Annotated in this window: 12 protein-coding genes; 7 read left to right on the top strand and 5 right to left on the bottom strand. The window is 64.9% G+C overall.

Features of this window, described 5'->3' with window-relative positions; all coding sequences use genetic code 11:
• Positions 1-10 precede the first annotated feature (10 nt).
• Positions 11-5269, top strand: a complete 5259-nt coding sequence (locus BXA07_RS05700; protein WP_076566542.1) for a hybrid sensor histidine kinase/response regulator — start codon at positions 11-13, stop codon at positions 5267-5269.
• A gap of 16 nt (positions 5270-5285) precedes the next feature.
• Here BXA07_RS05700 and BXA07_RS05705 read toward each other — a convergent pair whose 3' ends face one another.
• Entirely contained in the window at positions 5286-6749 is a 1464-nt protein-coding gene (locus BXA07_RS05705) for a cryptochrome/photolyase family protein (protein WP_076566387.1), read from the bottom strand.
• A 429-nt stretch (positions 6750-7178) separates the two neighbouring features.
• Between BXA07_RS05705 and BXA07_RS05710 the strand changes: the two genes are divergently transcribed.
• The 6 genes from BXA07_RS05710 (at position 7179) to BXA07_RS05735 (ending at position 11860) form a co-directional block, all read left to right on the top strand.
• Positions 7179-7781, top strand: a complete 603-nt coding sequence (locus BXA07_RS05710; RefSeq protein ID WP_076566547.1) for a YqgE/AlgH family protein — start codon at positions 7179-7181, stop codon at positions 7779-7781.
• The gene (gene ruvX / locus BXA07_RS05715) at positions 7778-8176 is read left to right on the top strand and encodes a Holliday junction resolvase RuvX (RefSeq protein ID WP_170909610.1); all 399 of its coding nucleotides are present in this window, start codon (positions 7778-7780) and stop codon (positions 8174-8176) included. Before BXA07_RS05710 ends, ruvX begins: the two co-directional genes overlap by 4 nt.
• Positions 8177-8215: 39 nt before the next feature.
• Positions 8216-8740 (top strand): bifunctional pyr operon transcriptional regulator/uracil phosphoribosyltransferase PyrR, encoded by a 525-nt coding sequence (gene pyrR, locus BXA07_RS05720; protein WP_076566390.1) that lies wholly within the window; start codon positions 8216-8218, stop codon positions 8738-8740.
• A complete protein-coding gene (locus BXA07_RS05725) occupies positions 8733-9698 on the top strand; it encodes an aspartate carbamoyltransferase catalytic subunit (protein ID WP_034746695.1) in 966 nt (321 codons plus the stop codon). Before pyrR ends, BXA07_RS05725 begins: the two co-directional genes overlap by 8 nt.
• 24 nt (positions 9699-9722) lie before the next feature.
• Positions 9723-11024, top strand: a complete 1302-nt coding sequence (locus tag BXA07_RS05730; RefSeq protein ID WP_076566392.1) for a dihydroorotase — start codon at positions 9723-9725, stop codon at positions 11022-11024.
• Between the two features lie 86 nt (positions 11025-11110).
• Positions 11111-11860, top strand: a complete 750-nt coding sequence (locus BXA07_RS05735; RefSeq protein ID WP_076566394.1) for a lysophospholipid acyltransferase family protein — start codon at positions 11111-11113, stop codon at positions 11858-11860.
• On the opposite strand, the gene BXA07_RS05740 is transcribed toward BXA07_RS05735, so the two are convergent.
• Genes BXA07_RS05740 through BXA07_RS05755 form a run of 4 tightly spaced genes read right to left on the bottom strand, consistent with a single transcriptional unit; the run spans position 11850 to position 15771 of the window.
• Positions 11850-12614, bottom strand: coding sequence for an ABC transporter permease (locus BXA07_RS05740; RefSeq protein ID WP_170909611.1), 765 nt, complete (start codon positions 12612-12614; stop codon positions 11850-11852). The genes BXA07_RS05735 and BXA07_RS05740 overlap by 11 nt on opposite strands.
• A gap of 2 nt (positions 12615-12616) precedes the next feature.
• Complete coding sequence (locus BXA07_RS05745) at positions 12617-13861, bottom strand: ABC transporter substrate-binding protein (protein WP_076566396.1); 1245 nt, start codon at positions 13859-13861, stop codon at positions 12617-12619.
• A 30-nt stretch (positions 13862-13891) separates the two neighbouring features.
• Positions 13892-14695, bottom strand: a complete 804-nt coding sequence (locus BXA07_RS05750; RefSeq protein ID WP_076566398.1) for an ABC transporter ATP-binding protein — start codon at positions 14693-14695, stop codon at positions 13892-13894.
• Entirely contained in the window at positions 14692-15771 is a 1080-nt protein-coding gene (locus BXA07_RS05755; protein WP_076566400.1) for an acyl-CoA dehydrogenase family protein, read from the bottom strand. The genes BXA07_RS05750 and BXA07_RS05755 overlap by 4 nt, the downstream gene beginning before the upstream one ends.

Below are 15771 nucleotides of genomic sequence, written 5' to 3' on the forward strand. Positions count from 1 at the left end.
CGAGGCATGCATGAGCACACCTGATAGTCCGCAGCAGTCCAAGCCGTTCGACAGCGAACCCCTGTCGTGGGTGATGGTGGAGATCCGCGAAGCGCTGGGCCGCTCGAAAACAGCCCTGTACGAGGCGGGTGGCCGCGCGCGCGAGGAGCGCGCCACGGCATTGCAGCATGCACGCTCCCACCTGCATCAGGCGCATGGCGCTCTGGTGATGGTTGACGTGGCCGGCGCCAGCCTGTTGACGGCCAGTGCGGAACAGGCGCTGGCGCGCTTTCGCGACGGCAGCCTGGAATACACGGTGGACCATGCGCAGGTTGTCGCCGAGCTGTATCAGGCCCTCCTCGAATACCTGGAAGACCTGGTGGCCGGCACGCCGCCACAGCCCACCCGTTTGTTTCCCTATTATCGCGCCGTGCAGGCCATGCTTGGCGTGGAGCGCATCCATCCTGCCGACCTGTTTTTTCCTCCTGCTGGCATGCTGGAAGGGCATGCTATCGCGCTGTCCGACGCGCCGCCTGCGGCGGACTATCCGGCCTGGCGCGGCCGCTTTGAAAAATCTCTGCTGCCCTTTCTGAAAGCGGCAGACGCTGAGGCGCAACGCCTGCATGCCGCCGCCCTGCACGAAACCCTGACCCTGGTGGCCGATGCGCAGCGGGAAGCGCAGGCCCGCACCTTCTGGTTCGCCATGCAGGCGTGCGCCGAACTGGCGGCCAGCGGGCAAGGTGCGCACAGCCTGTACGTCAAGCAGCTGTTTGGCCTGATTAACCTGCAATTGCGGCGCTTGGCGCAGGGCACGGGGAGCCTGCCCGAGGCGATGCTGCGTGACGCGCTGTTCTTTATCGCCGCGGCAGCCGAACCGACGCCGGCGGCGCTTCAGTTGCGCGCCGCTTTCGCGCTCGATGGACTGGTGGCCGACGACGTGGAGAAGCGGCGCTATGGCCAGGTCGACCAGGAAGCGCTGCACGGCGCACGCGCCGCGCTGGCGCAGGCGAGGAGCAGCTGGGGCAGATTGGCGCAGGCGGACCTCGATCCATCGCTGGCTGCGGTATTCGAGCAATCCTTGCAGCAGGTGGCGGTGCAGAGCGATGTGCTGAAGTTGCCGGCCCTGGCCACTCTGCTGCGCCAGTGCGCGGCCGTGGCGCAGCAGGCCGTGGCCAGTGGCCGCAGTGCCGCCCTGGAGCAGGAAATCGGTACCGCACTGCTGTTCGCCGACACGGGTCTGGAGCAGGTGCGCCGCCTGCCCGATGATTTCGCGGGCAACGCGGAGACCATCGCCGCGCGCTTGCAGGCGCTGCTGGCGGGCGAGGCGCCGCCTGCGACCGCTGGCGAGCTGTCGCGCCAGATCGAACAGGGGCAGACGGTCGCCGCACGGGCTGAGGATATGAAGGCAGGGCTGCGGCAGGTCGAAAAACTGCTTAACGACTATTACGTGGATGGAAAGCGGCAGGCCGCCCTTGAAGACGCGGGACTGGTGCTGCAGCATTTGCAGGAGCAGCTGGCCGGGCTTGGCCAGGGCGATGCCAGCGCCGCCGTACTGCAGGTCGAAGCGGCAGTGCGGCAGCTGTCCTCCAGCGAGGCACCGGCCGAAGCGCTGGACGAGATCGCGCAGAATGTCAGCGCGCTGGGTTTTTTTGTCGACATGTTGGGCCGCAATGCGCAAGCGGCGAAGGGACGCTTTCATTTTGACGCGGCCGCCGGCACCTTCCGCGCGCTGCCATTTGAAAAGGTGGCCGCCGCCGGTATGGTACCCGTGCCGCTGCTGGACCATGCCTTGCCCCCTGTCGCGCCGTCTGCCGGCGAGGTGGCGCCAGCAACAGCCGGGGTCGACGCGGAGATGCTCGACATCTTCATCGCCGAAGCGCGCGAAGTGCTGACCTTTGTCGACAGTACCCTGGCCTTGCCGCGTGAGCAGGCCGCCAGCGGCGAACGGCTGGCCATGCTGCGCCGCTCCTTTCACACCTTGAAAGGCAGCAGCCGCATGATCGGCCTGGCGCAATTTGCCGAAGCGGCCGGCGCCGTCGAGCGCGTCATGAATACCTGGCTGGCCGAGGCGCGCCCGGCAAGCGACGATCTGTTTACCCTGTTGAATTACGGCTGGTACCAGCTCAGCGAATGGGTGGCTGAACTGGAAGGGGGAGCGGGGCGCGAACGCGAGGCTGGCATGCTGCTGATGGCGGCCGAACGCGTGCGCGAAGGCGGACCGTTTGAGCTGCGCAAGCCGCGTCCCGTCGCGCCCGAGCCGGTGGCGAAAGCGGCCGTGCCGGTGCACGGCAACGGCAACGTGATCGGTTTTCCGGCCGCGACTGCACCTTTGCTGCACGAGGCGCCCGACGACAACCTGAAGCACGTGGGTGAGCTGCGCATCAGTCTGCCCTTGTACAACATCTACCTGGCCGAGACGGACGAATTGTTGCGCGTGCTGACGCGCGACTTTGGCGAGTGGCGCCATGAACAGCGGGTCGTCAGTGCCGAGGCCCTGCAGGCCGTGCATACCCTGGCAGGAACGTCGGGCACGGTCGGCTTCCAGTCCTTGCGCGACCTGGCGCTGGCGCTGGAGACGACGATCGAATCCGTGGTGCCGCCGTGGGCCGGTTTGCGCGATGCGCAGCACGAGGTGCTGGAACAGGCCACGCAGCGCATCGGGCAGATGCTGCAGGCTTTCGCGCTGGGCGACCTGGCGCCAGCGCAGCCGGACATGATCGAAGCGCTCAACACCCTGTGGCGCACCTTGACGGCAGCGCCTGGCGAGAGCAAGGAAGCGCAGCTGGACACCTTGTTTGCCGCCGCCTACGCCAGCATCGTCGGTACGCCGGCGCCGGACGCCGAAGCGCCCGCCGAAGTTCCTGTCTCGCAGCTCGATAGCTTGTTCGCGGCAACGTATGCGAGCATCGTCGATGCGGCGGCATCCTTGCCGCCAGGCGCGCCAGAACTGCACATTGGCGCCAGCGATGACCTGTTCGACGCCGGCTTCGAGCACGCGCCGCCATTGGAGCACGCGGTGCCCGAAGTGCTGGTGCCAGCCATCATGCCGGCAGATGCGGCCGCGCTGCTGGCGGCGAGCGCCGGCATCAGCGATGAACTCGATCTCGATCTGCTGTCCGTCTTCCTCGAGGAAGGCGCTGACTTGTTGCCGCAGATCGGCGAAGCGCTGCGTAGCTGGCAGCAGCATCCGCATGACAGCGGCCAGGCGCAGATGCTGCTGCGCACGCTGCATACGGTCAAGGGCAGCGCGCGCATGGCCGGCGCCATGCGCCTGGGCCAGCATGCGCATGAAATCGAGACGCATATCGAAAACATGCTGCACGCCGGCACCGCCACACCGCAAGCCTTCGAGGAATTGCTGGCCCATTACGACCATGCGTTGCACCTGTTCGAACAGTTGCAGCAACCGTTGTTGCCCTTGCCTGGCATGGAAGACACGCCGGTGGCCGAACCGAAGGCGGCCCTGGTGCGCGTGCGCGCCGATATCCTCGACCGCCTGGTGAACCAGGCCGGAGAAGTGTCGATTACGCGCTCGAAGATGGAAAATGAAGTGGGCGTGCTGGGAGCTTCGCTGTCCGAGTTTTCCGACAATCTGGCGCGACTGCGCCGCCAGCTGCGCGAAGTGGAAATGCAGGCCGAATCGCAGATCGCCTCGCGCATGGCCGTCGGCAGCGAGCGCGATTTCGATCCGCTCGAATTCGACCGCTTTACGCGCCTGCAGGAATTGACGCGCATGATGGCCGAAAGCGTCAATGACGTAGCCTCGTTCCACGAAAACCTCAGCCATAGCATCGATGCGGTGACGGATGACCTGGTGCTGCAGGCGCGCCTGACGCGCGAGCTGCAGCGCGACCTGATGCAGATTCGCATGGTGCCGTTTTCCAGCATCGCCGAACGCCTGTTCCGCGTGGCGCGGCAAAGCGCCAAGGAAGTCGACAAGAGGGTCAACCTCGACATCCGCGGCGGTAGTGTGGAAATCGACCGCAGCGTGCTCGAACGCATGGCGGCGCCCTTCGAACACCTGCTGCGCAACGCCATCGTGCACGGCGTCGAGCCACGCGACGCGCGCCTGGCGGTGGGCAAGAGCGAAACAGGCGAGCTGCTGGTGCAGCTCAGCCAGCAGGGCAACGAGGTGGCGATCGCCTTCTCCGACGATGGCGCGGGGCTGGACCTCGAGCGCATCCGGACCAAGGCGCATGGCGCCGGCCTGCTGGCGACGGACGCGCCGCTAACCGACGCGCAGGCGACAGAACTGATTTTCTCGCCCGGCTTCTCCACTGCCGACAGCCTGACGGAACTGGCCGGACGCGGTGTTGGCATGGATATCGTGCGTTCCGAAGCGCTGGCCCTGGGCGGACGCGTGGAAACGTTGACGCAGGCGGGTCTGGGCATGCGCTTCACCATACACCTGCCGCTGACCCTGGCTGTCACGCAAGTGGTGCTGCTGGCGGCGCACGGCAAGACCTACGCCTTGCCATCGGTGCTGGTCGAGCAGGTGCTGCACCTGAAGGGCGAGCAGCTGGAGCAAGTGCAGGCGGCCGGTTGCATCGAGTCGCACGGACAGGTGCTGGCGCTGCACCACCTGTCGTCCATGCTGGGCGAGACCCCGGTGGCACAGGCCGTGCAGCGTTACGCGCCCGTGTTACTGCTGAGAAATGGCAACGACAGGCTGGCCTTGCAGGTCGATGATGTGGTGGGCAACCGCGAGGTGGTGGTCAAGCATGTGGGGCCGCAACTGGCACGCATGCCGGGCATTGCCGGCGCCACCGTGCTGGGCACAGGCGACATCGTGCTGATCCTGAACCCTGTGGCGCTGGCGCAGCACCTCGAACACCATCCGGAACTCCTGTCGCAATACGCGCTGGCCAGCAGCGTGCAGCGGACCGCCAACAGCGGGCTGGCTATGCCGCGCGCCTGCGTCATGGTAGTCGACGATTCCTTGACCGTGCGTCGCGTGATGCAGCGCCTGTTCGAGCGCGAAGGCTACCAGGTGCTGCTGGCCAAAGACGGCGTTGATGCGCTGGAGCAGCTGCACGCGCTGGAGCCGGCGGCCATGCCGGTGCTGCTGCTGGTCGACGTGGAGATGCCGCGCATGGATGGCTTTGACCTGACGCGCAATGTGCGCAGCGACGGCAAGACGCGCGCCATTCCAGTCATCATGATCACTTCGCGCAGCGCCGACAAGCACCGCACGCACGCCTTTGAACTGGGCGTGAATGCGTATTTCGGCAAGCCGTTTCAGGAAGAGGAATTGCTGGCCGAGGTGGGGCGCCTGCTGGCGGGGGGCTGACTTACGGCACCACCTTCTACGCTACCGCCTTGACTACTGCATAGCGTTCCAGGGTCAGCTTGCGCGCCTCATCATGCTGCACGATGGGATGCGGGTAGTCGCGTCCCAGCACGATGTTTTTCTGTTCGAGCAGCATGCGCGGCACCAGCCACGGCGCGTGGATTTCCTTGTCGCCCAGCGCCTTCAGTTGCGGCAGGTAGCGGCGGATGAAGCGTCCGCCAGCATCGAATTTTTCCGATTGCGTGATCGGATTGAAGATGCGGAAATAAGGCTGTGCGTCGCAGCCGGACGAGGACGCCCACTGCCAGCCGCCGTTGTTCGACGCCAGGTCGAAGTCGTTCAGGTGCAGCGCGAAATACGCTTCGCCGCGGCGCCAGTCGATGCCCAGATCCTTGATCAGGAAGCAGGCCGTGACCATGCGCAGGCGGTTGTGCATGTAACCTGTCTGGTTCAGTTGCGCCATGGCCGCATCGACCAGAGGATAGCCGGTGCGTCCTTCGCACCAGGCCGCGAACGCGGCGTCGGCCTGCGGCCCTGTCTCCCAGGCGATGGCGTCATACGCGGGTTTAAAGGCGCCGCCGTCCACGTGCGGGTTCTGATACAGGATCATGGCGTAGAAGTCGCGCCAGATCAGTTCGGCCAGCCACACGGGAGCGCCGTCGCCCCCACCGCCCCGGTCCATCAGGTCGACAATCGTGCGCACGAGGTAGCGCAGCGAGACTGTGCCGAAGCGCAGATGCATGGACAGGTACGACGGTCCCTTCAGGGCCGGAAAGTCGCGCGCCACGTCATAGCGGGCTGCGCGTGGCAGGAAGTCCTCGAACAGCTTGCTGGCGCCGGACATACCGGTCGGAATCGCCAGTTCTGCCAGGTTGCTCGCTTCGAAACCCAGTTCTGACAGGGAGGGCAGGGGCGCCGGCACCTCGCTGCGCGGTGGCGCCAGGCTGGCGACATGCGGCCCGATATCAAATGATGCCAGGCAGGCTGGTTCCGCACGCATTTTCTTCAGCCAGGCATTCTTGTATGGCGTATAGACGGTATACGGCTTGTGCGACAAGGTCAGCACCTCATCTTTCTCAAAGATCACCTGATCCTTGAAACTGAACCACAGGCGCGCGTTGGCACTGAGGGCGCTTGCCACGGCTGCGTCACGGGCGATGGCTTGCGGCTCGTAATCGTGGTTGGCAAAGACGGCGTCCACCTGCAGTTCGGCGGCCAGGCGTGGGATGGCCTCGGCCGCATCGGCGTGCAGCACGATCAGGTCGCCGCCCAGCTGCCGCAGTTCGGCGGCCAGTTCCGCCACGCTGGCATGGATGAAGTCGACGCGCCGGTCACGACGCGGCAACGTGGCCAGGATGGCCGTGTCATACACAAACACACAATGCACGGCCTGGCTCTGGCGCAGGGCGTGATGCAGCGCAGCATGGTCAAAAGCACGCAAATCGCGGCGGAACCATACCAGGGAAGTCTTGATTGTCATTATTTTCTGTGTTTAGGGTCAAAAATAGTCGATTTTTCGCCGTTCAAGCGGCTTTATGGTCGCTCGTGTCATGCCATTGGCGTCGCCGTGATGGCAATTCAGTGTAAACTACCGGGTATGTTCGTCGTGTTTCACGTGCGACAACCATTTTGCGATCAATTTTACAATTGATGTTGCAATGGCGGGGGACTGAGCTGGCAATCCGGCTTTGAACTGATGTTCCGCAACACGCAAAGTGAACTTTTATAATTGAATTTAAAACAATAATAGCGTCAGGCATCATTGCGGCGTGCGGCCACCAGTTCCGTGCCGCGTGATCAGTCAGGCGTATGACAGCAGGGGTAAGCGAAACTTGCCAGCAAGCCCACAGAGAGAGCATCGCGTATGAAGAAGAGTAAAATCGACCAGACTCTACCAGGACATCGATTGATGCATGGTGTCGGAGAACCGGCCGCAACCGGGTCTTCCACTCTGAATCTGGCCAACCATTTCCTGATTGCGATGCCGGCGATGCAAGATCCGATCTTCGGCGGGACGGTCGTGTACGTCTGTGAACACAATGAAAACGGCGTGCTGGGCGTCGTCATCAACAAGCCCACCGACATGACCATGGAAGTGCTGTTCGACCGTATCGACCTGAAACTGGCGGCCGGCACCGACACGCCCATCATCAATGAACCGATCATGTTCGGCGGCCCGGTGCAGGATGACCGTGGCTTCGTGCTGCATACGCCGGGAGCGCGCTATTCCTCGTCGCTGACGGTGACCGATGAAATCGCGTTTACCACCTCGATCGACGTGCTCGAAGCCGTCGCCAAGGGCGATGGTCCCGAGCGCATGCTCGTCTCGATCGGCTACTCGGGCTGGAGCCCGGGTCAGCTGGAAGACGAGATCGGCCGCAACGGCTGGCTGACGGTGGGCGCCTCGGCCGACATCCTGTTCGACTTCCCCATCGAGCAGCGCTACGTGGCGGCCATCAAGTTGCTGGGCATCGATCCGCTCATGCTCGCCAGCGAGGCTGGCCACGCATGAGCGGTGACGCCATCGACACCATCCTCGCCTTCGATTTCGGCTTGAAACGCATCGGCGTGGCCATCGGCAATAGCATGATTTGCCAGGCCAAGCCGCTCAGCGTGATCACGGAGACGGCGAATGAGCCGAAATTCGCCGCCATCGCGAGCCTGATCAAGGAGTGGGGCGCCAGCCGCATCGTGGTGGGCTTGCCCAGCCACCCCGATGGCACCGAACACGAGATGAGCGCGCGTTGCCGGCGGTTCGCCAACCAGGTACACGGCCGTTTCAACCTGCCGGTGGAACTGGTCGACGAGCGCTATTCCTCGGCCGTGATTGCCGCCAAACGCGGCGAAGTCATCGACGACCGGGCTGCCGCCATCATCCTGCAACAGTATTTCGACGCGAATTATTAATCTGACTTTAGCCTCCAATCCTGAATGATTAAGAACTCTATGCCGCATCCTGCGAATCCTTCCCAACTCGACGCCGAGGCCCTGTATGCAGACCTGCTGCAGCAGGTGCGAAGCGGCCTGGCGGGCATCCCCAACGTGGCCATCGTCGGCATCCATTCGGGCGGCGCCTGGCTGGCGGAGCGCCTGGCGCGCGACCTGAGCCTGCTCGACCGCCTGGGCGTGCTCGACGTCTCGTTCTACCGCGACGACTTTGCCCAGAAGGGCTTGCATGCCGACGTCAAGCCGACGCAAATCAGCTTCGACGTAGCCGGCGCCACCATCCTGCTGGTCGACGACGTGCTGTACACGGGCCGCACCACGCGCGCGGCCATCAACGAATTGTTCGACTATGGCCGCCCGGCCAAGATCATGCTGGCGGCCCTGGTCGACCGCGGCGAACGCCAGCTGCCGGTGGCCGCCGATTTCGTGGCCGCCTTCACAGCCGTGCCGCCGGGCCAGGCCCTGGTACTGAAGCAAGCCGACGATGGAAAATTCACGCTCACCATAGATACCCACCATGCTTAATCCGCAACTGAATAAACACGGCGAACTGCAACATCTGCTGACGATCGAAGGCTTGCCGAAGTCTATCGTCAACCATATCCTCGACACGGCTTCCTCGTTTGTCGGCATCTCCGACCGCGACGTGAAAAAGGTGCCGCTGATGCGCGGCAAGAGCGTTTTCAACCTGTTCTTTGAAAACTCCACGCGCACCCGCACCACCTTCGAGATCGCCTCGAAGCGTTTGTCGGCCGACGTCATCAACCTGAATATCCAGGCCTCGTCGGCCAGCAAGGGCGAGTCCCTGCTCGACACCATCGACAACCTGTCGGCCATGCATGCCGACATGTTCGTCGTGCGCCACGCGCAGTCGGGCGCGCCCTACCTGATCGCCAAGCACCTGATCGACACGAAGCAGCCGCATGTCCACGTGGTCAACGCGGGCGACGGGCGCCATGCGCACCCGACCCAGGGCTTGCTCGACATGTACACGATCCGCCACTACAAGAAGGATTTCACCAACCTGACGGTGGCCATCGTGGGCGACATTTTGCACAGCCGCGTGGCCCGCTCCGACATCCATGCGCTGACCACGCTGGGCGTGCCGGAAGTGCGCGCCATCGGCCCGCATACCCTGCTGCCGGGTGGCCTGGAACAGATGGGCGTGCGCACCTTCACCAACATGGATGAAGGCCTCAAGGGCGTGGACGTGATCATCATGCTGCGCCTGCAGAATGAACGCATGAGCGGCGCGCTGCTGCCGTCGGCGCAGGAATACTTCAAGAGCTATGGCCTCACGCCCGAGCGTCTGGCGCTGGCGAAGCCGGATGCCATCGTTATGCATCCGGGGCCGATGAACCGCGGCGTGGAAATCGATTCGGCCGTGGCCGACGGTCCGCAGGCGGTGATCCTGCCGCAGGTGACGTTCGGTATCGCCGTGCGCATGGCGGTGATGAGTATTTTGGCTGGTAATCAGGGCTGATAGCCCAAGGACGAGTAAGCGAGCATGACGACACTACATATCAAGAATGGCCACCTGATCGACCCCGCCAATGGCATCGATGGCTTGCAAGACCTGTTTATCGCCGACGGCAAGGTACTGGCTGTGGGCAGCGCCCCGGCCGGCTTCAAGGCCGACACCACGTTTGATGCGGCAGGGCTGGTGGTTTCCCCCGGCCTGGTGGACCTGTCCGCGCGCCTGCGCGAGCCGGGCTACGAATACAAGGCGACCCTGGAATCGGAACTGCAGGCTGCCCTGCAGGGCGGCGTCACGAGCCTGGTCTGCCCGCCCGATACCGACCCCGTGCTCGATGAGCCGGGCCTGGTGGAAATGCTGAAATACCGCGCCAAGACGCAAAACAAGGCCCACGTGCACCCGCTGGGCGCGCTGACCATGGGCTTGAAGGGCCAGTCGCTGACGGAAATGGCGGAACTGACGGAAGCGGGATGCATCGGCTTCGCGCAGGCGGAAGAGCCAATCGAAGATACCACCGTGCTGCTGCGCGCCATGCAGTACGCAAACACCTTCGGCTACACGGTCTGGCTGCGCCCGCAAGACCCGCACATCGGCCGTGGCGGCATCGCCCACAGCGGTCCGCTGGCGTCGCGCCTGGGCTTGTCCGGCGTGCCCGTAATGTCCGAAACCATCGCCCTGCACACGATCTTTGAATTGATGCGCGCCAGCCGCGCGCGCGTGCACCTGTGCCGCATCTCCTCGGCGGCGGGTCTGGAACTGATCCGCGCCGCCAAGGCCGAAGGCTTGCCCGTCACCTGCGACGTCGGCGTGCACCACGTGCACCTGACGGACGCCGACATCGGCTTCTTCGATCCGAACGCGCGCGTCACGCCGCCGTTCCGCAGCCAGCGCGACCGCGATGCGATCCGCGCCGGCCTGCTCGACGGCACGATCGACGCCATGTGCTCGGACCACACGCCCGTCGATGACGATGAAAAACTGCTGCCGTTCGGCGAAGCGTCGCCCGGCGCGACGGGCCTGGAACTGCTGCTGTCGCTGGCCTTGAAATGGGCCGACGACTACGCGCTGGGCCAGCCACAGGCGGGCGAGCGTCCGCTGGCGCGCGCCGTGGCCAAGGTCACGTCCGATGCGGCCCGTGTGGCCGGCATTCCTGCCGGCAGCCTGGCCGTGGGCGAAGCGGCCGACATCTGCGTCTTCGATCCGTCCGCGCGCTGGACCGTGTCGTCGGCCTCGCTGGCCAGCCAGGGCAAGCATACGCCTTTCCTCGGCTATGAGCTGAGCGGCATCGTCAAGGCGACCATCGTGGCTGGACAGGTGGCGTTTCAGCGTTAAAAATCAGATCCGCGGACCGGGGCATGCTGCTCCGGCATCCCTTGTCTGCTCCCGGATTTCGGCTCTGGTTTATTTGTTGGTGTGATTTGAAACTTCTGCTTACCTACCGCCTCGCGCGCATCGCCATCCACCTGAGCTGCGGCATGGCCAAGAGCGCCGTGCTGTTTCCCTGGCTGGACCTGGAAGGGCGCAACCGGCGTATCCGCCGCTGGTCCACGCAACTGCTCGACATCTGCGGCGTGCACGTGGCGCAGCCGGCGGACAGCGTGCCGGCCCTCGACCATGCGATGGTGGTGGCGAACCACGTTTCGTGGCTCGACATCTTCGTCATCAATGCCGTCCACCCTTGCCGTTTCGTCGCCAAGGCGGAAATCCGCGCCTGGCCTATCCTCGGCTGGCTGGCGGGGCGTGCCGGCACCATCTTCATTTCGCGCGGCAGCAAGCGCGACCTGCGCCTGATTTTCCAGGGACTGGTGGATAAATTGACGGCGGGCGAGCGCATTGCGTTCTTCCCCGAAGGCACGACCGCAGCGCAAGGACAAATCCTGCCGTTTCACGCGAACCTGTTCGAGGCGGCTATCGATGCAAAGGTACCGGTGCAGCCGTTCGCGCTCGTGTACGAGGATGACAAGGGGGAGTTGCACCACGCCGTCGATTTCATCGGCGACATGAGCTTTGCGCAAAGCATGGTGGCGATCCTGACCGGCCCGCCGGTCACGGCCCGCCTGACCTGCCTGGCGCCAGTGGCGACGGTCGACGCGCACCGCCGCGAACTGGCAGCGGCAACGCAGGCGGCGGTGGCCGCCGCGCTGCCGCTGGAACAGGCTAGTTCTTGACGTGCAGCCAGCGCGCATGGGCGGCGCGGGCCAGGTAGTCGAGGATGAAACCTAACATCCCGATCAGCACGATGGCGGCCATCAGTTCCGAATAGGCGAGGCGGTCGCGCGTATCGAGGATGAAGTAGCCGAGACCTGCCGACACGCCCAGCATCTCCGCCGGCACCAGCACGATCCAGATGATGCCGATGGCAAGGCGCACGCCAGTCAGGATATCGGCCGTGATGCCTGGCAAAATCACCTTGAAGACGATTTCGCTGCGCGTGGCAGACAGGCTGCGCGCCAGCAGCAGCCAGTTCGGATCGAGCCGCGCCACGCCGGCCGCCGTATTGAGCAGGATGGGCCAGACGGCCGCGAACGCCAGCAGGAAGTACACGGGCGCGTCGCCGACGCCGAGCACCATCACGGCGATCGGCATCCACGACAGCGGCGAAATCATGCGCAGCAGCTGGAACAACGGCATGGCCGCGCCGGAAAAGCTCTTCGACATGGCCACCAGCACGCCGAGCGGCACGCCGATGACGATCGCCAGCCCCAGGCCCACGGCCACCCTTTGCAGACTCAATACCACGTGCAGCCAGATATCCGAACCACCGAGCATTTCCTTGAACGCCAGCGCCGTGGGCAAGGGCGCGAAGGCGGTGGCGATCGGCGTGGATTTCTCCAGCGCCGTCACGCCCACGGACCACAACAACCAGGCACAGGCCAGCCCCACCAGGGGCAGGCCGAACTTCGTCAACAACTTGCTTGCCATCGTCAGACCGCCACGGTTTCGCTGCGCAGCAGGTTGGCCGGCAAGCCGAAGGCGGCCGGGCCGCCGACTGCCGTGATGGCCTTGCGCACGAAGCGGTCATCGACCAGGTCGCGCGCGGCGAATTTCGGATCGAGATTGGCCAGGAAGCGCGTATCGCCCTCAACCTTGGTGCGGCCGATGGCGCGCACCAGTTCTTCCGTGTACGAGGCAAACGGATAGGGCTGGAAGTCGATGCGGCGCTGCTGCCAGTTCTTGTGCACGATCAGCCCCTGCTTTTCATAGCCGGCGTAGTCGGTGGTGGCCAGCACCTTGGTCAGCACCTGCAGCGGATGCGGTGTGTAGCGGTGCTCGCCCACGTTCGACAGCAGCTTGGCCGTGTCGACCTGGTTCGTGCGCGTCCACAGCTGCGCCTTGACGATGGCGTTGGTGACTTTTTGCGCCCATTCCGGACGCGTGTTGATGTCGCGTTCGGACAGGAAGGTGACGCAGCATGCATGGTTTTTCCACACGTCGCCCGAGAAGCGCAGGATCTTGCCGATGCCGGCGTTTTCCGCCGCCGCATTGAACGGCTCTGCCACGATGTAGCCGGCAATCGACTTGCTGGCCAGGGCCGAGACCATTTCGGCCGGCGCCAGCACGATCAGGTTGACTTCATTCGGCTTGATGGCCGCGTTGCGCGCGCGCGTAACGGGCGTCAGGCCATTGGCGGACAGGATTTGCTGCAGCAGGATGTTGTGGATCGAGTACCAGAACGGGATGGCGACCGTGCGTCCGCCCAGGTCTGAAACCTTGTTGATCTCGTTGGCTACCGTCAGTGCGGAGCCGTTGACGTGATTCCAGGCGACGACTTTCGCCGGGAACTTGGCGCCGTAGCGTACCCACAGGGTGGCCGGCGAGAGCAGGTGGATGACGTTGACCTGGCCGGCCACGAAAGCTTCGATGATCTGCGCCCAGCTGCGGAACAGGCGCGGCGTTTCCGCCTGCAAGCCTTCCGCCTCGAACAGCTTGCGGGCGTGGGCGACGAGCAGCGGAGTGGCGTCGGTGATGGGCAGGTAGCCGATCTTGACGGGTTGGTCGTCGCCTTTCGGGCCTTGCTGGGCCATGGCGTCGCCGGCGAACAGCAGCGGCGAGGCGACGCTGGCCGTGGCCAGGGCCGACATGCGCAGGAAGTCGCGCCGCGTCAGGCCGCAGTCGCAATCGGACGAGGCGCAGATGTGCAAGGGTTTGTTATCTAGATAAAGGGACATGAAGGGTTCCAGTGTGGTGTATGGGATATGCTAAAGGGCGGCGGCGTGGGCCTGGTCCTGCTGCTGCAGCGCCTGCAGGGCGTCGAGGATGTCCATCTTCAGGGCGATGACGTCGGCGCTGTGGCCGATGCGCGGCTGCTCGATGGCGACGGGCCATTCGCGCACGATGTTGCCGGGCTTGCCGCCCATGAGCAGGATGCGATCGGCGACCAGGATCGCTTCATCGATATCGTGCGTCACCAGCAGTACGGCCGTGTGCCAGCGGTGCACCACGTCGACCAGCAGCGACTGCATCTCGGCGCGCGTGATGGCGTCGAGCGCGGAAAACGGCTCGTCGGCGAACAGCAGCTCCGGTTCGCGCGCCAGCGCGCGGGCCAGCGCCACGCGCTGCGCCATGCCGCCTGACAGTGCGGAAGGATACAGTTTTTCGCGGCCCTTCAAACCGACGGCTTCGATGGCTTGCGCCACGCGCGCCTCGTGCGCTGCGCGCGTGAGCTGCGGCTGGTGCTTGAAGTCCAGGCCGAAGCCGGCGTTGCCCGTGACGTTCAGCCAGGGCAATAGGCTCGCCTGCTGGAACACGAGGGCGCTGCGCGGATCCGGTTCGCGCATGGGCGCGTCCAGGAATTGAATGGCGCCCGTGGACGGCGATTGCAAGCCGGCCAGCACGCGCAGCAGGCTCGATTTGCCGCAGCCGCTGCCGCCCAGCAGGCAGACGATTTCGCGCTTGCGCACGCCCAGCGAGACGTGCTGGAACACGGGCGCCGTGCCCGGATAGGCATAGCTCAGATCCTGCGCCTGCAAGGCCCATTGTTGCAATTCTGCCGTTGCCGTCATGCCGGGGCTCCCGCTGCCGCCTGCTGGCTGTCGAACAGCTGCAAGGCCGCCTGCAATTGCGTCAGGCTGGGAGTGACGATGGGGATGAACGATGATTCGCGCCAACGGCGGGCAAAGCCCTGCTGTTCCGCGTTCAGGTAGGCGCGTCCGCCCATGGCTTGCAGTTCCAGCATCAAGGCCTGCTGCAGCACGTCGGCCAGTTGTATGCGCAAGCGGAACATGGCCGGCGCCTGTGTCTTGAAGCGGCCATCGTGCACGCCGGCCAGCAGGGTAGCGACGGCGCCTTCCAGGGTCGCTTGCAGCGCTGCGATGCGCGGCGTGAGCTGGTTGCGCGAGCCGGCCGAAATCTGCGCCGCCTGCGCCAGGCTGGCGCGCGCCAGGCCAATCGACAGGCCGCATTGCATGCCGAGGAACGATGGGCGTACTTGCGGCAGCCAGGCTGGCGCGTTGTCGCTGATGATGTCCTCGGCAGGAATGTGCACCTGCGTCAGCCTGACGGAGGCCGTATTGCTGCCGCGCAAGGCGATCAGGTCCAGATCGTCGCTGCGCTTGACGCCAGCCGTGCCGCTGTCAAAGGCGACGATGACGGGCGGCGCGCCGTCATCGGGCGCCACGGCGGCTGCCGCGACAAAGCCCGCCTTGCGCAGGTTGGTCACCCAAGCCAGGCCGCCGTCGACGAGCAAGCCGTCGCCGTGGCGTGCGCCCGTGATTTGCAACTGTTCGATGCCGGACAAGAATTTCATCGCGTTCGACAAACCGCTGGCTCCTGCCTGTGTGCCGGCCAGCAGGCCGGGCAAGCGGCGCTCGGCCAGCGCGCGGTTCTCGCTTTGCAGCAGGAATTCGATGAAGCAGCGCTGGCCCCAGAAGACAAAGGCGGCCGTCACCGATTGCTCGGCCACCTTGGCGATGGCTTCGATGGCGTCGCGCACGTCACCGCCCGCGCCGCCGTGCTCCTGCGGCACGCCGATGGCCAGCAGCTTGTCGCCGGCCAGCGCCGGTAGTACGGTTTCAGCCAGTTGCGAAGACTGGTCGAGCTGATCGGCATGCATGTGCAGCCAGTGATTGAGGTGGCCCAT

This window comes from Janthinobacterium sp. TND4EL3 (assembly GCF_900156175.1).
Lineage (GTDB): Bacteria > Pseudomonadota > Gammaproteobacteria > Burkholderiales > Burkholderiaceae_D > Janthinobacterium.